We start from the raw sequence: 18,581 nt of genomic DNA on the forward strand, positions 1-18,581 counted from the left end.
TAACGCCAGGGCATTGCGTGCAGCCAAGGAGCGGCACTGATGTCCAGCCAAGCCCTTATTTCCTCCCGCGGCGTGCTCGACAGTGCACCGCCCTTGCTGCCAGCCAAGGTTCTGCACAGCGATGCCCAAGCGCTGCAAGCTGCACGTGAAGTCGCCGCTGTCGCGCGCGAACAGGCTGCCCGTCGGGATCAGCAACGCGAACTGCCCTGGGCCGAAATCGAATTGTTTACCCGCAGTGGCCTGGGGAGCATCAGCGTTCCGAAGGCCTACGGCGGCCCTGATGTGTCGTTCGAAACCGTGGCCGAAGTGTTCCGCCTGATCAGCGCTGCCGATCCCGCGCTGGGGCAGATCCCGCAGAACCAGTTCGGCATGCTGCAACTGCTGCGCCTGACAGCCACGCCGGCGCAACAGGCAGTGCTGTTTCGCAGCGTGCTGGACGGCTGGCGAATCGGCAATGCAGGCCCTGAGCGCGGTACCAAAGACACCCTCACCCTCAAGGCACGGATCAACCGCGCAGGTGACGGCTATCGCATCAGTGGCGAGAAGTTCTACTCCACCGGCGCGTTGTTCGCCCACTGGGTGGCGGTCAAGGCGCTGGACGAGGAAGGTCGCCAGCGCCTGGCCTTCGTGCGCCGCGGGACCCCCGGGTTACGTATCGTCGACGATTGGTCGGGGTTTGGTCAGCGCACCACGGCCAGCGGAACAGTACTGCTCGATGACGTTCCGGTAGAGGCAGACCTGGTTATCGACAACTGGCGTCAGCGGGAGGTACCCAATACCCAGGGCGCCGCCTCGCAGCTCATCCAGGCGGCCATCGACGCAGGCATTGCCGAGGCCGCCATCGATGACGCCATTGCTTTCGTGCGCACAAAGTCGCGCCCCTGGGTCGAAGCCCAGGTAGAGCGCGCCAGCGACGACCTCTATGTCATCGCCGACATCGGCCGCCTGAAGCTTGAACTGCATGCTGCCGAGGCGCTGCTGCGCCGGGCCGGGCAGGTGCTGGACGAGGTCAACGCAGCGCCGGTGGATGCCGAGTCGGCTGCCCGTGCGTCAATTGCGGTGGCCGAGGCCAAGGTACTGACCACCGAGATTGCCCTGCAGGCCAGCGAGAAACTGTTCGAACTGGCTGGCAGCCGCGCCACCCTGGCCGAGTTCAACCTCGACCGCCACTGGCGTAACGCCCGCGTGCACACCCTGCACGATCCGGTGCGCTGGAAATACCACGCGGTTGGCGCGTACCACCTCAACGGCACCCTGCCCGCGCGGCATTCCTGGATCTGATGGGTAGCCTGCAGGACCGCTGCGCGGTCCGGGGCACCGGAGACACACCATGACCACACGCATCATTACCAGCGACGGCGAAGCCTTGGCCGTCGCCTTGGACATCGCCCGCCAGCTACGCCCCGACAGCGCGGTGCGCGACCGTGAGCGGCGTCTGCCACACCCTGAGCTGGCGCTGTTCACACGCTCGGGCCTATGGGGTATCAGCGTACCCAAGGCCTACGGCGGGGCGGGCGTATCCAACGTCACCCTGGCCAAGGTCATCGCCATCATCGCGCAGGCCGACGGCTCGCTCGGGCAGATTCCGCAAAACCATTTTTATGCCTTGGAAGTGCTGCGGGTAAACGGCACGCCCGAACAGCAGCAGCGTCTGTACGCCGAAGTGCTGGCAGGCCGGCGGTTCGGCAATGCCCTGGCAGAACTGGGCACCAAGACAGCCAATGACCGCACCACACGCCTGAGCCGCGAAGGCGATGGCTTTCGCATCAATGGTCGCAAGTTCTACGCCACTGGCGCGCTATACGCCCAGCGCATACCCACCTCGGTGATCGATGACCAAGGCGTTCAGCACCTGGCATTCGTGCCTGCCGACAGCCCCGGCCTGCAGGTGATCGACGACTGGAGTGGCTTCGGCCAGCGTACCACCGGCAGCGGTTCGGTGGTGTTCGATAACGTCCCCGTCAGCGCACAGGACGTCGTACCGTTCCAGAGCGTGTTCGATCGCCCCACCCCGGTAGGCCCGCTGGCGCAGATTCTTCATGCCGCCATCGATACCGGCATCGCCCGGGCAGCCTATGAGGACGCCTTGCATTTCGTGCGGACCCGCAGCCGGCCATGGGTGGACTCAGGCGTGGAGCAGGCGAGCGACGATCCGTTGACCGTCAAGAGCTTCGGGCAGCTGGCTATCCGCTTGCACGCTGCCGAAGCCTTGCTCGAACGCGCAGGCCACTACCTGGACAACGCGCGTGACGACAGCACGGCCGAAGCCGTAGCCGCGGCTTCCATTGCCGTAGCAGAGGCACGGGCCATCAGCACGGAAATCGCCCTGTCCGCCGGCACCACGTTGTTCGAGCTCGGTGGCAGTCAGGCCACGCTGGCCGAACACAATCTCGACCGCCACTGGCGCAACGCCCGGGTACACACATTGCACGACCCGGTGCGCTGGAAATACCACGCCATCGGCAACTACTACCTCAACGAGCAAAACCCACCGCGCCGGGGGACCATCTGATGGCCCGGCAGATCCTGCTCAATGCCTTCAACATGAACTGCGTGGGGCACATCAACCATGGCTTGTGGACGCACCCGCGCGATACGTCGACCCAGTACAAGACCCTCGAATACTGGACCGATTTGGCGCGTCTGCTGGAACGGGGCCTGTTCGACGGTCTGTTCATCGCCGACATCGTCGGTACCTACGATGTCTACGGCCAGTCGCTGGACGTAACGTTAAAGGAATCCATCCAGTTACCGGTCAACGACCCTCTGCTGCTGGTGTCTGCCATGGCCGCCGTTACCCGCAACCTCGGTTTCGGCCTCACGGCCAACCTCACGTATGAAGCGCCTTATCTGTTTGCACGCCGTCTCTCGACCCTGGATCACCTGAGCAATGGCCGAGTCGGCTGGAACATCGTCACTGGCTATCTGGACAGCGCTGCGCGCGCCATGGGCCTGACCCAGCAGCCTGAGCATGACCGTCGCTACGACCAGGCCGATGAATACCTCAAGGTGCTGTATCAACTGCTTGAGGGAAGCTGGGCCGACGATGCCGTGCTGGCTGACCGCGGCCAACGCATCTACGCGCGCCCCGACAAAGTGCGCAAGGTCCATCACCACGGGGAGTTCTACGATGTCGAAGGCTATCATCTGTGCGAGCCGTCGCCACAACGTACGCCGGTACTGTTCCAGGCTGGCAGCTCCCCGCGCGGCCTGACGTTTGCGGGCAACCATGCCGAGTGCGTGTTCATCAGCGGCCAGGACAAGGCTTCAACCCGCGCCCAGGTGGACAAGGTGCGCGCCGCTGCCAGGGCTGCGGGTCGCGACCCAATGGCAGTCAAGGTGTTCATGGGCATTACGGTGATCGTGGCGCCCACCGAGCGACAAGCCCTGGCCAAGCACGCCGAATACCTGCGCCATGCCAGCCCCGAAGCCGGCGTCGCGCATTTTGCCGCCTCCACCGGCATCGACTTTGCGGCTTTCGATCTGGACGAGCCGATTGCCTTTACCCAAGGCAACGCCATCCAGTCGGCCACCCGCCAACTGCAGGAAAACACCTGGACCCGACGCCGCCTGCTGCAACAGCACGCCTTGGGCGGTCGCTACGTCACCTTGGTCGGCGACCCCGAGCAGGTGGCTGATGAGCTGATCGCATGGGCCGACGAAACCGGCCTGGACGGCTTCAACCTGACCCGCACCGTCACACCGGAAAGCTTTGAGGACTTCATCGACCTGGTGATTCCGCCGCTACAGGCGCGCGGCCGCTACAAGACCGCCTACGCCGGCGGCACGCTGCGCGAAAAGCTGTTCGCAACCGACCATCCCTACTTGCCAGCCGATCACCCTGGCTCGACCTACCGCTTTGCGCCTGCCCCCGCCTCGACTGGAGCCTTGCACCATGCTTGAAAAACTATTTCGTCCCATTGCGGCCGTCGCGATTGCCTTGGGCTTCTCCAGCGCAGCCCTGGCCGATGAGCCGCTTAAGGTCGGCACCACCTCAGCCTTTGCCATCCCGCTGGAAGCCGCCGTCGAAGAGGCGCACAAACAAGGGCTCGAGGTGAAGCTGATCGAATTCAGCGACTGGATAGCCCCCAATGTCAGCCTCAACAGTGGCGACATCGACGTGAACTACTTCCAGCACATTCCCTTTCTGGAAAACGCCAAGGCTGCTGCCGGTTTCGATCTGGTGCCCTACGCCCCAGGCATCATCAACAACGTGGGCCTGTATTCCAAGCGTTATAAAAGCTTCGCCGACCTGCCCGAAGGGGCCAGCGTCGCCATCGCCAACGACCCGATCAACAGCGGACGCGGCCTGCAATTGCTGGCCAAGGCTGGCTTGATCACGCTCAAACCGGGTGTGGGCTACAAGGCCACCGAACAGGACATCACGGCCAACCCGAAAAAGCTCAGGATCATTCAGGTCGAAGCGGTCCAGCTGGTACGGGCGTATGACGACGCGGACCTGGTGCAGGGCTACCCCGCCTACATTCGGCTGGCCAACAGTTTTGACGCCACCTCGGCCCTGCTTTTCGATGGCCTGGAGAACAAGGAATACGTGATTCAGTTCGTCATTCGCCCACAAAGCAAGGATGACCCTCGCCTGGCCAAGTTCGTCGACATCTACCAGCACTCGCCCGCTGTACGTGCGGCCTTGGACAAGGCTCATGGCACGCTCTACCAGGCCGGTTGGGAGTGACAGCGATGAGCCATTCCACTGCACGGCGAGCACTCGAGTCCCCTGCACCACCCCGTCAGGCTGAACACTTGGACCTGCGCCCTGACGTCAACCACGCCCATGTGCGGTTCATCGGGCTGGGCAAGACGTATCCAGGCCAGAGCCAGCCAGCCCTGCAAGGCATCGACCTGAACATCCGGCGCGGTGAAATCTTCGGCATCATCGGCCGCAGCGGGGCGGGTAAGTCGTCGCTACTGCGCGCCATCAACCGGTTGGAACAGCCTACGCAAGGCCGGGTGCTGATCGACCAGGCGGACATTGCCAGCTACGACGAGGACGCCCTGGTGGGGTTGCGCCGAAGCATCGGCATGATTTTCCAGCACTTCAACCTGATGTCAGCCAAGACCGTATGGCAGAACGTCGAGCTACCGCTGAAGGTGGCCGGCGTCGCCAAAGCGCAGCGCCAGCACAAGGTGCGCGAGCTGCTGCAACTGGTTGGCCTCGAGGACAAGCATCACGTTTACCCTGCGCAGTTGTCCGGCGGCCAGAAGCAGCGCGTGGGCATTGCCCGCGCGCTGGTGCATGACCCAAGTATCCTGCTGTGCGACGAAGCGACCTCGGCGCTGGACCCGGAGACTACCGCCTCAATCCTGCAACTGCTACGCGACATCAACCAACGCCTGGGCCTGACCATCGTGCTGATCACCCATGAAATGGCCGTGGTGCGCGACACCTGCCATCGGGTTGCGGTACTGGAGCGTGGCCAATTGGTCGAGCAGGGCGAGGTCTGGCAGGTGTTCGGCGCGGCACGGCACGCCACCACGCGCACGTTGCTGGCGCCCCTGCAACCGACCTTGCCAGAGGCCTTGACCGCGAACATCAAGGCTGCGCCAGCGAGCCCCGACAGCGCCATCGTGCTGAAGCTGACAGCGTTCGGCGAGCCCGATCTGTCGGCATTGTTCGCCGAGTTGGGCGGACGCGTGCGGTTGCTGCAGGGGGGTGTGCAATCCATCGGCGCGCATACGCTGGCGCAACTGATCGTGTCGGTGCAGCACTCGCCCCATGACGCCAACCGCCTCCTTGAACGCAGTCGGCGCTGGGCCGAAGACGTGGAGGTGCTGGGCCATGTGGGTTGATCGTCTGCTGGAGGGTTTGCTCGACACGCTGCTGATGGTGGGCGTTTCTTCGCTGATCGCCTTGCTGGTGGGCGTACCGATGGCCGTCATGCTGGTGACCAGCGACAAGGGCGGCATCTATGCGGCGCCGCTGCTCAACCGGGTGCTGGGCGCGTTCGTCAACCTGTTTCGCTCGGTGCCGTTTCTGATCCTGATGGTTGCCCTGATCCCCTTTACGCGGTGGGTGGTCGGCACAACCTACGGCGTCTGGGCGGCCATCGTGCCCCTTACCATCGCGGCCACGCCCTTTTTCGCCCGCATTGCCGAAGTCAGCCTGCGAGAGGTCGACCACGGCCTGGTGGAGGCGGCGCAGGCCATGGGGTGCCGACGCTGGCACATCGTCTGGCACGTGCTGCTGCCAGAAGCCCTGCCAGGCATCGTCGGCGGCTTCACCATCACCTTGGTGACGCTGATCAATTCATCCGCCATGGCGGGCGCCATCGGTGCCGGAGGGTTGGGGGACATCGCCTACCGCTATGGATACCAGCGCTTCGACAGCCAGATCATGTTGACGGTGATCGCCATGCTGGTGGCCCTGGTGGCACTGATCCAGCTCGGTGGCGACCGGCTGGCCCGAGGGTTGAACAAGCGATGAGCGAAGGCGAAGGGCTGCCGCCAAGCCAGCCCCTGGCCTCATTCCCAGCGCAGGTCCTTTGCGGCGACCGGCCGGCCGAACCAGTAGCCCTGCCCCAACTGGCACTGCTCCTGCAACAGGAAGCTGGCCTGCTCTTGCTGCTCGATGCCTTCGGCGTGCACTTGCATGCCCATGCTGCGGGCCAGGGCGATGATCACACGCACGATCGCGACATCATCTTCATCGCACGGCAGCCCGGTTACGAAGCCTTGGTCGATCTTGAGCTTCTGCACCGGCATGCGCTTGAGGCGTAGCAGCGAGGAATACCCGGTGCCGAAATCATCGATGGCCAAAGTCACCCCCAGCTCGCGCAAGCGGTGAAGCTGCTCCAGGGCCACTTCCGGGTCTTCCATCACCGCACTTTCCGTGACCTCCAGCTCAAGCAGCGCTGGCGCCAGGCCTGTTTCATGCAGCACATCGGCCACCTGCCGGTACAACTCATGCTGGCCAAACAGCCGGCTCGAGATGTTCACGGCCACGAATGCCAGTGGGCGGCCTTCCTGCTGCCAGTGCACCATCTGCAGGCACGCCTGGCGTAGCACCCAGGCATCGATTTCGGCAATCAGACCGGTGCGTTCGGCAATCGGAATGAATTCGCCCGGTGCCACCAGGCCCCGCTGGGGATGCTGCCAGCGGACCAGCGCCTCGACCCCAACCTGGCTGCCCAAGGCCAGGTCGTGCACTGGTTGGTAGAACACGCGTAGCTCATCCTGCTCAAGGGCGCGGCGCAATTCCCCGGCCGTTTCCACGCGCAACTGGGCGTGCGCGGTCAGCTCCTCGGTGTACAGGGCGTAGCAGGCACGACCGTTGGTCTTGGCCTTGTACAGCGCCGAATCGGCATTGCGCAGCAACTGCTCGGCACTCAGGGCGTCGCTTGGGAACAGGCTGATGCCTGCGCTGACGCTGATGAACAAGCGATGGCCCTCGAACAGGAAGGGCTCGCGCATGCGTTCGATGATGCGCTGGGCCAGCTTTGCCGCCTGCCCCAGGTCTTGGCAGTGCTCGGCCAGGACGCCGAACTCGTCGCCGCCTAGGCGCGCCAGGGTGACCCCGCTGCTCACCACTTCGCCCAGGCGGGCGCCCACCAACTTAAGCAACTGATCGCCGATCGTATGACCCAGCCCGTCGTTGATGCTTTGGAAATGATCGAGATCCAGAAGCAGCAGCGCACAACCGCGCTTCTTGGCCTGGGCCGCAGCCAACGCCTGTTGGACCCGGTCGGTGAACAACAGGCGATTGGGCAGGTCGGTCAGGGGATCATGGTGGGCCAGGTAGGCCAGCTCCTGCTCCGAATGCTTGATGGCGCTGATGTCACTGAATACCGCCACGTAATGGCTCAGTTCGCCTTCGTCGTCGCGAATGGCGCGGATGGTCTGCCATTGAGGATAGATTTCACCGCTTTTGCGGCGGTTCCAGATCTCGCCGCTCCACTCCCCAGTCTCGGTCAGGGCCGCATAGATCTGCTGGTAGAACGCGGCGCCATGGTGCCCCGACTTGAACTTGCTCGGGCGCTGGCCGATGACCTCATCCTGCTGATAGCCGGTGATGCGCATGAACGCGCGGTTGACGTGCACGATCACCCCCTGCCGGTCGGTCACAAGGACCCCTTCCAGGGTGCAGTCGAACACCGCTGCGGCCATGCGCAGGCGCTCACGGTCTTCGCCGCGCAGGCGCGCACCGGCACCGATGAAGTTCAATAGCCGCACGCGCGAGACGTAGATCAGCAAGGCGCTGAGCAACACCCAAACCACGACGTTGATCTGGCGCCCCACCGTCAGGGCCAGGGGGTCTTCAGTCATGCTGTGCAGCACCACCTCGGCCAGCACCAGCCAGAGGATCGAGAGCACCACATAGAGCGCAGCCATGCGCAAGGCGTCGCGAACGGAAACAGACATGTCGGGTGGAATTGCCCATGGAAAATGTTGGGGGATTATAAAGCTTCTGCTGCCCGACGTGCGGTTGCCGCTTTGCAAAGGACTGGCGCCAAGGCATGCCGGGCACCGCCGCCCCGCTGAAACATCGCGTGGTGAGCTTTGACTGGTTTTATTTCCCGACCCAGGGATAATCGCACCTTTCCCCTGAATTTCGAGGGTATCTCTACCTATGTGGTACAACGGCCTGCTCGACTTGTCGGCCTGGCAACTGGTCGGCATCACTTTGTTGATGACCCATGTGACCATCGTCAGCGTCACGGTCTACCTGCATCGCTATTCCGCGCATCGCGCGCTGGAACTCAATACCGGGCTCAAGCATTTCTTCCGCTTCTGGCTGTGGCTCACCACGGCGCAGAACACCCGTGAATGGACCGCTGTCCATCGCAAGCACCACGCCAAGTGCGAAACCCCGGACGACCCGCACAGCCCAGTCTACAAGGGCTTGAGCACGGTGCTTCGTAAAGGGGCCGAGCTCTACCGCGAAGAGGCGCGCAACCCTGAGACCCTGCGCATCTACGGCAAGAACTGCCCGGACGACTGGGTCGAACGCAACCTCTACTCCCGCTACAAGCTGGGCGGTATCGTGCTGATGGCGCTCATCGACCTGCTGCTGTTCGGTACCGCCGGCATCACGATCTGGGCCGTGCAGATGATGTGGATTCCCTTCTGGGCAGCCGGGGTAGTCAATGGCCTGGGCCATGCCGTGGGCTATCGCAATTTCGAATGCCGCGACGCTGCGACCAATCTGGTGCCTTGGGGCATCGTCATTGGCGGCGAAGAGCTGCACAACAATCACCACACCTACCCCAACTCGGCCAAACTTTCGGTCAGGCGCTGGGAATTCGACATGGGCTGGGCGTGGATTCGCCTGTTCTGCCTGCTGCGGCTGGCCAAGGTCCAGCGCGTGGCCCCCATCGCCCACCGCGTTGCCGGCAAGGCCAGCCTGGACATGGACACCGCCATGGCCATCCTGAACAACCGCTTCCAGATCATGGCCCAGTATCGCAAGCTTGTGATCGGCCCGCTGGTCAAACAGGAACTGGCCCGCGTCGATGCCTCGGTCAGCCACCACTTCCGGCGCGCCAAACGCCTGCTGTCCCGTGAGACCAGCTTGCTGGAGGATCGCCACCATGTCCGTATCGAGTCCATGCTGGCGCACAGCCAGGCATTGAAGACCATTTACGAGAAACGCCTGGCCCTGCAGCAGATCTGGGCGCGGACCAGCGCTAACGGCCACGACATGCTTGCCGCCATGAAGGATTGGGTACATGAGGCCGAGACCAGTGGCATTCACGCCCTGCGCGACTTTGCGTCACAGTTGAAAACCTACTCCCTGCGCCCGACCGCTGCCTGACCTCCGTTGATCGATACGCCCCGTTCTGGGGCGTAAGTTGAGGAACTTCACTGCTCTGTTTCGACTCGAACTGCCCACACCGGCCGGAAGGTGGCCGCACCTTTACCCGTCGAGCGCGCTCTGTGCACATGGCCAAGAACAATCCCAAGATTCTGCCCGGTACTCCTCCCCCCGACGCTGCTCAAACCCTGCTGGCACTGATGCATGCCCAAGGCGAAGTCGCCCGCCTCAGCGAACGTGAGCAGTTGTTCAGTTCGCTGCTCGAAAGTGTCAACGCCGTACTGTGGGCCTTCGATTGGGAAACGCGGCAAGTGCTCTACGTAAGCCCTGCGTTCGAGCGCATCTTCGGTCGCCCTGTCTGCCGGGTCATGGCCGACTTCAACGTATGGCGCGACAGCATCTATCCGGATGACCTTGAATTTGCCGAACAGAGCCTGGCCCAGGTACTGTCCACAGGCTCCGTGGAACACCGCGAATACCGCATTCTCAATGGCGATGGCGAACTTCGCTGGTTAAGCGACAAGTGCTACGTCAGCCAGCAGCCAGGTAGCGATCGGGTAACCATCGTTGGCATCGCCGAAGACATCACCGACAAGAAACGACTGGAAGGCGAGCTTCAGCGCCTGGCCACTACCGATGTCCTGACCCAGAGCAGTAACCGTCGCCACTTCTTCGAATGCGCCAAGCAGGCGTTTGACAAGGCACGCGAGGACGGTACACCGCTGACGTTCCTGCTTCTGGACATCGACGATTTCAAGAACATCAATGACAGCTATGGCCACCAGGAAGGCGACCAGGTGCTGCAGCGCATCGCCCACAGCGGCAGGACGGTACTGCGCCGAGGTGATCTGTTCGGCCGGATCGGGGGCGAAGAGTTTGCCGCGGTGTTCCCAGGCTGTACGGCCAAAGTGGCAGAACAGATCGCCGAACGGTTGCAGCGGGAGGTTCAGCGGCTGAGCTTCGGCCAAGAGGGCCAGACCTACAGCGTGACGGTGAGCCAGGGCCTGACGGGTTTGATGGATGACGATGACACCCTGAAGAGCTTGTATGCCCGCGCCGACGCAGCCATGTATCAAGCCAAGCGCCAAGGCAAGAATCAGATCGTTCAGGGGTGAGCATCGCCGCCGCCTGCCGTCTGTATATTGCTGACATGAAAAAACCCGCCGAAGCGGGTTTTTTTAAAGCCAGCTACATCAAGCGAGTTCAGCGAAGCACTCTTCGATGATGGCCAGGCCCTTGTCCAGCAGGGCGTCTTCGGCAGTCAGCGGCACCAGAATACGCAGGACGTTGCCGTAGGTACCGCAGGACAGCAGGATCAGACCCTTGTCGCGTGCCTTGGCAACGACCTGGGCGACAGCTGCAGCGTTAGGGGTATGAGTGCCTTTCTCGAAGACTTCGACGGCAATCATCGAACCCAGGCCACGCACGTCACCGATGATCGGGTGCTTCTGCTGGATTTCACGCAGGCCGGCAGTCAGGCGCTCGCCCACGGCCTTGCTGCGGTCCAGCAGGTTTTCTTCTTCGAATACATCGATGACGGCCAGGGCCGCAGCACAGGCGATTGGCGAACCGGCATAAGTGCCGCCCAGGCCGCCTGGTGCAATGGCGTCCATGTATGCGGCCTTGCCGCACACACCGGCCAGCGGGAAGCCGCCAGCAATCGACTTGGCGAAGGTCGTCAGGTCAGGCGCGACGCCCATCTGCTCCATGGCGAAGAAGGTGCCAGTACGGCCTGCACCGGTCTGCACTTCGTCGGCGATCAGCAGGATACCGTGCTGGTCACACAGGGCACGCAGACGCTTCATCAGCTCTTTAGGCGCTGGCAGGAAGCCGCCCTCGCCTTGTACGGGCTCGAGGATGATAGCGGCGATGTCACGTGGCTCGGCATCGTTCTTGAAGATGCGCTCGACCGAAGCGATGGCATCGTCGACGCTGACGCCATGCAGCTCGCTCGGGAACAATGCACGGAAGACGCCGCCTGGCATCAGGCCCATGCCTGCGGAGTACGGCACGACTTTACCGGTCAGGCCCAGGGTCATCATGGTACGGCCGTGGTAGCCGCCGGTGAAGGCGATCACGCCAGCGCGGCCGGTCGCGGCACGGGCGATCTTGACGGCGTTCTCGACCGCTTCGGAGCCGGTGGATACCAGCAGGGTCTTCTTGTCGAAGTCACCTGGTACCAGCTTGTTGATCTTTTCGCACAGTTCTACGTAGGGCTCATAGGCCAGCACCTGGAAGCAGGTGTGGCTGACCTTGGTGAGCTGCTCTTGCACCGCTGCAACCACTTTTGGGTGCAGGTGCCCGGTGTTCAGCACGGCGATACCGCCAGCGAAGTCGATCAGTTCGCGGCCTTCGACGTCGATGACGGTGGAGTTCTTGGCCGATTCAACGAAAATCGGGTGGATCTGGCCGACGCCACGTGGAACGGCGGCGACACGGCGTTGCATCAAGGATTCGTTGGTCTTGCTCATAATGCCCTCATTGCGCCGTTGAACATGGCGCTTTTATTCGGGGGTAGCTGGGGTTGCCCGCAGTCAGTATTCGTTGATCGACTGCCGCGAGCGCCCTGGCCACCAGGTGCTGCAATGTAAAAAAGGCCAGCGGAACGTCGCTCTCGCGCCCCGCTGGCAGAGGTAAAGCCTTTACCGTGCGATCAGACGCTGATGCACAGGTATTTGATTTCGAGGTAATCCTCGATACCGTACTTGGAGCCTTCGCGGCCCAGGCCAGAAGCCTTGATACCGCCGAATGGCGCCACTTCGTTGGAAATCAGGCCGGTGTTGATGCCTACCATGCCGTATTCCAGCGCTTCGGCGACACGGAACACACGGCTCATGTCGCGGGCGTAGAAGTAGGAGGCCAGGCCAAACTCGGTGTCGTTGGACATGGCGATGACTTCGGCTTCGTCTTTGAAGCGGAACAGCGGCGCCAGCGGGCCGAAAGTTTCTTCCTTGGCAACGGCAGCGGTCTTGGGCACGTCGACCAGAATGGTCGGCTCGAAGAAGTTACCTTCGATCAGCTTGCCGCCGGACAGGACCTTGGCGCCTTTGCTCACTGCGTCTTCGATGTGCTCCTGCACCTTGGCCACGGCCTTGCCGTCGATTAGCGGGCCAGTGGTGGTGCCGTCTTCCAGGCCGTTACCGATCTTGAGCTTGGCGACAGCGGCGGCCAGCTTCTGCGCGAACGCGTCATAGACGCCGTCCTGCACGTAGATACGGTTGGCGCAGACGCATGTCTGGCCGTTGTTGCGGTACTTGGAGATGATCGCGCCTTCGACTGCCTTATCCAGATCGGCGTCGTCGAACACGATGAACGGGGCGTTGCCACCCAGCTCCAGGGATACTTTCTTGATGTCCTTGGCGCATTCCTGCATCAGCTGGCGACCGATTTCGGTGGAGCCAGTGAAGGAGAGTTTGCGCACCAAGGCGTTGCCGGTCAGCTCGCCGCCGACTTCGCCAGCACTGCCGGTGACCACGCTCAGCACGCCCGCCGGAATACCGGCACGGTTGGCCAGTTCGACCAGGGCCAGCGCGGAGTACGGCGTCTGCGAGGCAGGCTTGAGCACCATGGTGCAGCCAGCGGCCAAGGCCGGGCCGGCTTTACGGGTGATCATGGCAGCCGGGAAGTTCCACGGGGTGATGGCCGCAGTGACGCCAATCGGCTGCTTGATGACGATCAGGCGCTTGTCAGGCTGATGGCCCGGGATGGTGTCGCCATAGACGCGCTTGGCTTCTTCGGCGAACCACTCGATGAAGGAGGCGGCATAGGCGATTTCGCCTTTGGCTTCAGCCAGCGGCTTGCCTTGTTCGGTGGTCATCAGGCGAGCGAGGTCGTCCTGATTTTCGATCATCAGTTCGAACCAGCGACGCAGCTTGGTCGAGCGCTCCTTGGCGGTCAGGGCACGCCAGGCCGGCAGGGCCTTGTCGGCTGCCTCGATGGCGCGGCGGGTTTCCGCAGTACCCATCTTCGGCACGGTACCAATGACTTCGCCCGTGGCAGGGTTGGTCACATTGATAGTCTGGCCGCTGTCCGCATCCAGCCATTCACCGTTGATGAAGGCTTGCTGGCGGAACAACTGAGCGTCTTTGAGCTGCATGTCGGCTTCCCGAATTGTTGATTGTTGAAAGCGCCCAGCGCAGGGCTCCGAGCGTTTGAAATCTCAAACGAATGCTAAGCGTCTGCTGGGGTGTTGGACAATAGGCTGTTCGAAAAAAAGAACGAGCGGTTGAACACCTTATCTGAAATCGGCCCGCTGGCCTGGCGTAATGCAGCCCGCGGGACCTGGGCGAGCACGAATCGAAAATTGTAGCCCTAGGCAGCAGCACCATGGAGGCGAAACACGGCAGCAGGTAAAAAGGGCTACAGATCAAGGCGATGGACGCCGACGAACGAGATAGGTATCATGCGTGCGCGTTGCACTCGTAGCTCAGCTGGATAGAGTACTGCCCTCCGAAGGCAGGGGTCGTGGGTTCGAATCCCGCCGAGTGCGCCATACATGAAAAGCCCCAGGCCAACGCCTGGGGCTTTTTCGTTTGTGCGCCATGTCACACGCCTGGTACTGCCGTACCACAGGTCATTGGTGTTAGCGTGAGGGCCTTCCCGCACGACGGGGCCTCATCAATGACTGGCGAAGGAATGCGTACATTCATGCACCTGAAAAAGCTCACCTCTGTTTCCCTGCTGGCGGCCAGCATCGGCTTGTTCACATTGCCTGCCCAGGCCAACCTCACCCAGCAGCAGTCTGCGGCGATCGTCAAGGCGTTCGATGGCACCGATCCGCATGACTTCAAGCAGTTTCTCGGCAAGCTCAAAGGCAGCGACCTGAACCAGGCCGATGGCCTGGGCGCCACCCTGGACACCTACCTGGCCGGCAAGCCGTTGGACGCCGAGCAGCAGAACGAGATCAATCGCCTGCTCGGGCTCTACACCCGCATCAAGTACGGCAAGGCCGCCACCCAGACGCTGCGCGAATTGGTAGCCATTCCCACGGTCACCGTCGAGGGCACACCTCAGCATGAAAACCCTGAGTTCCTGAAGATCGCCGACAAGATCAAGGCACTGGCCGACGGCTTTGGCCTGGCTTTTCGCAACGTCGACAACCGTGTCTACGAAATCTCCCTTGGAAGCGGCAAGGAAGTGGTCGGTATCCATGCCCATGCCGACGTGGTTCCCGTCACACCGGAAAACTGGAAGCTTGCCGACGGCACGCGCCTGGACCCGTTCAAGGTCACCCTGGTCGGTGATCGCATGTACGGCCGTGGTACCGAGGACGACAAGAATGGCATCGTCGTAGCGCTGTATGCCCTGAAGGTCGCCAAGGATGAAAACCTGCCCCTGGCGCGGCAATTCAAACTGCTGATCGACACCACCGAAGAAACCAGCGGCGATGCCATCCCGTACTACTTCGAGCGCAACCCTACGCCTGACTACAACCTCGCGCTGGATGGCGGCTACCCGGTAGTCATCGCGGAAAAAGGCTACGGCACCGTAATGGCGAATTTTGCCAAGCGTGCGGCCAGCGGCCAGGGGGCCGAAATCGTCAACCTCACCGGTGGGCTTGCTACCAACCAGATCCCGTCCACCTCGGTAGCGACCTTGCTCACCGACGACTCCAGCGCACTGGCGCAGCGACTGAACACGGCCGGTGCCGAGTACGTGAAGCAAAACGGTGGCGACTTCAGCATCGCTGCCAAACCCGACGGCAAGCAGGTGGTGCTCACCGTAACCGGTGTGTCAGCTCATTCCTCAGAACCGGAATCGGGCGTGAACCCTGTCGCGCGCATGCTGGACTTCATCAATGGCGTGGGCAAAACGGTGCCATTGAAGCAGAACCAGTTCACCGATGCTGCCCGCTATGCGGCGGACAACTGGGGCCTGGACTACCTGGGCAAGAAGCTGGGCATCGCCTATGACGATGCGTTCATGGGGCCGCTTACCGCCTCGCCAACCTTCGTCGGTGTGGATGACAAAGGCTTGAAGCTGGCGATCAATCTGCGCATTCCCAAGGGCAAGGCGGTCGCAACGATCAAGGATGAAATCGCCGACAAGCTCGGCAAATGGTCGCAGCAAAGCCATATCACGCCCGCCTACGACTACAGCCTGGATGAGCCGATGTACCGCAACCCTGAAGGCGAGTGGGTCAAGGCACTGCTGGCCGTGGCCAGCGAAAACCTGGGCATGGAGCACGCGTTCGGTACGTCCGCCGGGGCCACCTCGGTGCATGACCTGCCCAACGGCGTGCAGTTTGGTCTGGCCATGCCCGGTGTGAAGTACACCGGGCATAACGACAACGAGTTCAAGACCGTGGACCAGTTCATGCTGGACCTGCAGGTGGTCAGCGAAATGGTGGCGCGGATCGGGCAGATGCCGAAGCTCTGAAGCATCTGCCTTCTTGAGCCTGGGCTCTGCCTGCTTGTGCATGACGACCCGACCTTCGCGTTGGGATCGTCATGCAGCGCGAGCGCGTGCGAACAAGGCGGTGACGAGCCGGCGACCATAAAGCCCTACAACCAGACCGAGCATGATCAACGTTGCAGCCAATGCTATGCCTGCCGTCAAGCGTTCACCGAACACCAGAACCGACCCAACCAGGCCGAAGATCGGCACCAGCAGCGACAGCGGTGCAATCGTAGACAGGGGATAAGTCCTGAGCAAAGAGTTCCAGATCCAGTACGCGAACAATGTATTGGGATAGACCTGAAACAGAAGCGAAAAGACAGCAGTGCTGTTCATCTGGCGCAACAACGCGTCATAGCCTGCGCCGCCATGTACTGCATAATCCAGTATGAACAAAGGAACCGGCGCGACCGCGCTGGACCACACCAGAAATCCGAACACGTCGTTGGTTTGAGCCTTCTTGACGATGGTATTGGCGACACTCCAGCAGGCAGCACCGGCCAGCACGAACGCCAGACCAGGCCAGGTCACCGATCCACCGCTGAACTTTATGATGCACAGCAGGCCTGTGCTGGCGATCAGCATACCGAGCACTTGAAAACGGGTCAGTGCCTCCTTGAAAACCACTCCACCTAGCAGCAGCGTAAAAAAAGCGCTGAACTGTAATACCAGCGAAGCGACACCCGCTGACAACCCGGCTTGAATGCCGAGGTTCACCATACCCCAAAGCCCGACCCCGAAAACCAAGCCATACAAGATGATGAAGCGCCGGGGTACGTCGGGTTTACGGACAAAGAAGATAGCGGGCAACGCGCATAGCCCGAAACGCAAGCCGGCAAGAATGAGCGGATCGATCGCTGCCAAGCCCAGCTTGATCACCGAGAAATTGATACCCCATATCAATGTCACCAGTACAGCCAGCACTCCATGCAAGGGTTTCATTATCGGGTCACCTTAGGTATGGGCCTTGGAAATGTGGCACCTTTCACATTCGTACGCCTTCGCCAGCTGGTAGTGCATATCCAAACCGGCCGTAGACCAACGTTTCGACGCCACTAGACCGCCCCCCTCCTGCGTCAGCGCGTTTCGAACATCAACCACAGCCAGTAGATCAAGGCGGCGGCACTGATTGATGCGCCCACTAGGCAAACGGCTACCCAACCCGCCTGGGCGTAGGTATAGGTCGCCGCGATGGCGCCAAGCCCGCTGCCCAACGAGTAGAAGCACATGTACGCGCCAACGAGCCTGCTTTGTGCGTCTGGTCGTGCGGCGAAGATCAGGCTTTGGTTGGTGACGTGCACGGCCTGTACCGCAAAGTCGAGCATCACCACGCCCAGCACCATTGCCAGCAGCGAGATGTGGACGAACGCCGTCGGGAGCCAGGACAGGGTCAACAAGACCAGCGCAATGCCTGTGGTGCGATTGCCCAGGCCACGGTCTGCCAGTCGTCCGGCCCTCGCCGCGGCGAGGGCCCCTGCTACGCCGGCAAGGCCAAATAGCCCGATTTGGGTATGCGAAAGCGCAAGGTCTGGCGCACTGAGCGGCAGGACCATGGAGGTCCAGAGCACGCTGAAGGCTGCGAAGATGAGCAACGCGAACACCCCGCGCACGCGCAGGGTACGTTCGCTGAGAAACAGCTGCAGCACCGAACGGAGCAAGGCAAAGTAGCCGCCGCTGACCGAAGCCCGTGGAGGCGCGGGCAGCATGCGCCACAACACCAAGGCCATCCCCGCCATCAGCGCTGCCGACACGAAATACACGCTGCGCCACCCGGCCAGATCGGCCATCGCGCCAGACACGAAACGTGCAAGCAGAATCCCCAGGACCACGCCGCTGGTCACAGTCCCCACAGCCTGGCCACGTTGCTCGGGGCTTGCCAGTGCCGCAGCGTAGGCCACCACCACTTGCACCAGCACGGCCATCAATCCCATCAAAACCATGGCACCCAGCAGCACGGCCCAGGCCTGCGCCAGCCCTACGGCACAGAGGGCCAAGGCGCTGAGGAGCATTTGGCAGAGAATAAGTTTTTTCTGGCTGACCAAGTCGCCCAGCGGCACGATGAACAGCAAACCGACCGCATAACCTGCCTGGGTGGCCGTGACGACGATGCCGATGGTGCTGGCAGGCACCGCCAGGCTGCTGGCCATGGACTCGAGCAGCGGTTGGGCGAAGTAGACATTTGCCACGGCCATTGCGCAGGTGATGGCAAAGAGGAAGGTTTGGGAAGGACTGAGTGTGGTCTTACGCGGTATGTCGCAGCGCGCCGTGCCGTAACCGTTGCTAGACGCTTCGGCTGTCGCCGCGCGCTTGTCCGGGCTGTCTGGCCTGTACGGCATGCACTTCCGTCCTTGTACCTGGTTTTGAAAAGAAACCACTTGTAGCGACTTTTAACAAAACAGGTTTTAAAATGCAACAA

14 protein-coding genes and 1 tRNA gene are annotated in these 18,581 nt (G+C 62.1%); 10 read left to right on the forward strand and 5 right to left on the reverse strand.

Annotation, left to right across the window (positions count from 1 at the left end; all coding sequences use genetic code 11):
• The first annotated feature begins 39 nt into the window (after positions 1 to 39).
• Genes ACK59L_RS10345 through ACK59L_RS10370 form a run of 6 tightly spaced genes read left to right on the forward strand, consistent with a single transcriptional unit; the run spans position 40 to position 6,442 of the window.
• Positions 40 to 1,281, forward strand: coding sequence for an SfnB family sulfur acquisition oxidoreductase (locus ACK59L_RS10345; protein ID WP_409273423.1), 1,242 nt, complete (start codon positions 40 to 42; stop codon positions 1,279 to 1,281).
• Between the two features lie 49 nt (positions 1,282 to 1,330).
• Entirely contained in the window at positions 1,331 to 2,512 is a 1,182-nt protein-coding gene (locus ACK59L_RS10350) for an SfnB family sulfur acquisition oxidoreductase (protein ID WP_409273425.1), read from the forward strand.
• A complete protein-coding gene (locus ACK59L_RS10355) occupies positions 2,512 to 3,903 on the forward strand; it encodes an LLM class flavin-dependent oxidoreductase (RefSeq protein ID WP_409273427.1) in 1,392 nt (463 codons plus the stop codon). The genes ACK59L_RS10350 and ACK59L_RS10355 overlap by 1 nt, the downstream gene beginning before the upstream one ends.
• The gene (locus ACK59L_RS10360) at positions 3,896 to 4,693 is read left to right on the forward strand and encodes a MetQ/NlpA family ABC transporter substrate-binding protein (protein WP_196135952.1); all 798 of its coding nucleotides are present in this window, start codon (positions 3,896 to 3,898) and stop codon (positions 4,691 to 4,693) included. Before ACK59L_RS10355 ends, ACK59L_RS10360 begins: the two co-directional genes overlap by 8 nt.
• Positions 4,694 to 4,698: 5 nt before the next feature.
• Positions 4,699 to 5,808 carry a methionine ABC transporter ATP-binding protein gene (locus ACK59L_RS10365; RefSeq protein ID WP_196135953.1) on the forward strand — a complete coding sequence of 370 codons (1,110 nt, stop codon included), beginning with the start codon at positions 4,699 to 4,701 and terminating at the stop codon, positions 5,806 to 5,808.
• Entirely contained in the window at positions 5,798 to 6,442 is a 645-nt protein-coding gene (locus ACK59L_RS10370; protein ID WP_058604699.1) for a methionine ABC transporter permease, read from the forward strand. Before ACK59L_RS10365 ends, ACK59L_RS10370 begins: the two co-directional genes overlap by 11 nt.
• A gap of 38 nt (positions 6,443 to 6,480) precedes the next feature.
• Here the strand turns inward: ACK59L_RS10370 and dibA are convergent, their stop codons facing one another.
• Positions 6,481 to 8,376, reverse strand: a complete 1,896-nt coding sequence (gene dibA / locus ACK59L_RS10375; protein WP_409273430.1) for a phosphodiesterase DibA — start codon at positions 8,374 to 8,376, stop codon at positions 6,481 to 6,483.
• Between the two features lie 208 nt (positions 8,377 to 8,584).
• On the opposite strand from dibA, the gene desA reads away from it, so the two are divergent.
• The gene (gene desA, locus ACK59L_RS10380; protein ID WP_196135955.1) at positions 8,585 to 9,769 is read left to right on the forward strand and encodes a delta-9 fatty acid desaturase DesA; all 1,185 of its coding nucleotides are present in this window, start codon (positions 8,585 to 8,587) and stop codon (positions 9,767 to 9,769) included.
• Between the two features lie 128 nt (positions 9,770 to 9,897).
• A complete protein-coding gene (locus ACK59L_RS10385) occupies positions 9,898 to 10,884 on the forward strand; it encodes a sensor domain-containing diguanylate cyclase (RefSeq protein ID WP_196135956.1) in 987 nt (328 codons plus the stop codon).
• Positions 10,885 to 10,962: 78 nt separating this feature from the next.
• Here ACK59L_RS10385 and gabT read toward each other — a convergent pair whose 3' ends face one another.
• Together gabT and gabD are read right to left on the reverse strand one after the other, a co-directional pair.
• The gene (gene gabT, locus ACK59L_RS10390) at positions 10,963 to 12,240 is read right to left on the reverse strand and encodes a 4-aminobutyrate--2-oxoglutarate transaminase (protein WP_409273433.1); all 1,278 of its coding nucleotides are present in this window, start codon (positions 12,238 to 12,240) and stop codon (positions 10,963 to 10,965) included.
• Positions 12,241 to 12,422: 182 nt separating this feature from the next.
• Positions 12,423 to 13,865: an NADP-dependent succinate-semialdehyde dehydrogenase gene (gene gabD, locus ACK59L_RS10395; RefSeq protein WP_023535744.1), complete on the reverse strand. Its 1,443-nt coding sequence runs from the start codon at positions 13,863 to 13,865 to the stop codon at positions 12,423 to 12,425.
• 319 nt (positions 13,866 to 14,184) lie between these two features.
• Between gabD and ACK59L_RS10400 the strand changes: the two genes are divergently transcribed.
• Both ACK59L_RS10400 and ACK59L_RS10405 read left to right on the forward strand, forming a co-directional pair.
• A tRNA-Arg gene (locus ACK59L_RS10400) sits at positions 14,185 to 14,261 on the forward strand.
• Between the two features lie 155 nt (positions 14,262 to 14,416).
• Positions 14,417 to 16,147 (forward strand): dipeptidase, encoded by a 1,731-nt coding sequence (locus ACK59L_RS10405; RefSeq protein WP_409273472.1) that lies wholly within the window; start codon positions 14,417 to 14,419, stop codon positions 16,145 to 16,147.
• 69 nt (positions 16,148 to 16,216) lie between these two features.
• Here the strand turns inward: ACK59L_RS10405 and ACK59L_RS10410 are convergent, their stop codons facing one another.
• Together ACK59L_RS10410 and ACK59L_RS10415 are read right to left on the reverse strand one after the other, a co-directional pair.
• Complete coding sequence (locus tag ACK59L_RS10410; RefSeq protein ID WP_409273435.1) at positions 16,217 to 17,107, reverse strand: EamA family transporter; 891 nt, start codon at positions 17,105 to 17,107, stop codon at positions 16,217 to 16,219.
• Between the two features lie 134 nt (positions 17,108 to 17,241).
• Complete coding sequence (locus ACK59L_RS10415) at positions 17,242 to 18,501, reverse strand: MFS transporter (protein ID WP_409273437.1); 1,260 nt, start codon at positions 18,499 to 18,501, stop codon at positions 17,242 to 17,244.
• Positions 18,502 to 18,581 lie beyond the last annotated feature (80 nt).

Source organism: Pseudomonas sp. KCJK9111 (genome assembly GCF_046231935.1).
Taxonomy (GTDB): Bacteria; Pseudomonadota; Gammaproteobacteria; order Pseudomonadales; family Pseudomonadaceae; genus Aquipseudomonas; species Aquipseudomonas parafulva_B.

Coding starts and splice junctions, on each gene's coding strand:
- ACK59L_RS10415 (WP_409273437.1), bottom strand. CDS start 18,501: ATGCCGTACAGGCCAGACAGCCCGGACAAGCGCGCGGCGACAGCCGAA.
- desA (WP_196135955.1), top strand. CDS start 8,585: ATGTGGTACAACGGCCTGCTCGACTTGTCGGCCTGGCAACTGGTCGGC.
- ACK59L_RS10355 (WP_409273427.1), top strand. CDS start 2,512: ATGGCCCGGCAGATCCTGCTCAATGCCTTCAACATGAACTGCGTGGGG.
- gabD (WP_023535744.1), bottom strand. CDS start 13,865: ATGCAGCTCAAAGACGCTCAGTTGTTCCGCCAGCAAGCCTTCATCAAC.
- ACK59L_RS10365 (WP_196135953.1), top strand. CDS start 4,699: ATGAGCCATTCCACTGCACGGCGAGCACTCGAGTCCCCTGCACCACCC.
- ACK59L_RS10350 (WP_409273425.1), top strand. CDS start 1,331: ATGACCACACGCATCATTACCAGCGACGGCGAAGCCTTGGCCGTCGCC.
- ACK59L_RS10370 (WP_058604699.1), top strand. CDS start 5,798: ATGTGGGTTGATCGTCTGCTGGAGGGTTTGCTCGACACGCTGCTGATG.
- ACK59L_RS10405 (WP_409273472.1), top strand. CDS start 14,417: ATGCACCTGAAAAAGCTCACCTCTGTTTCCCTGCTGGCGGCCAGCATC.
- ACK59L_RS10410 (WP_409273435.1), bottom strand. CDS start 17,107: ATGAAACCCTTGCATGGAGTGCTGGCTGTACTGGTGACATTGATATGG.
- dibA (WP_409273430.1), bottom strand. CDS start 8,376: ATGTCTGTTTCCGTTCGCGACGCCTTGCGCATGGCTGCGCTCTATGTG.
- ACK59L_RS10385 (WP_196135956.1), top strand. CDS start 9,898: ATGGCCAAGAACAATCCCAAGATTCTGCCCGGTACTCCTCCCCCCGAC.
- ACK59L_RS10345 (WP_409273423.1), top strand. CDS start 40: ATGTCCAGCCAAGCCCTTATTTCCTCCCGCGGCGTGCTCGACAGTGCA.
- gabT (WP_409273433.1), bottom strand. CDS start 12,240: ATGAGCAAGACCAACGAATCCTTGATGCAACGCCGTGTCGCCGCCGTT.
- ACK59L_RS10360 (WP_196135952.1), top strand. CDS start 3,896: ATGCTTGAAAAACTATTTCGTCCCATTGCGGCCGTCGCGATTGCCTTG.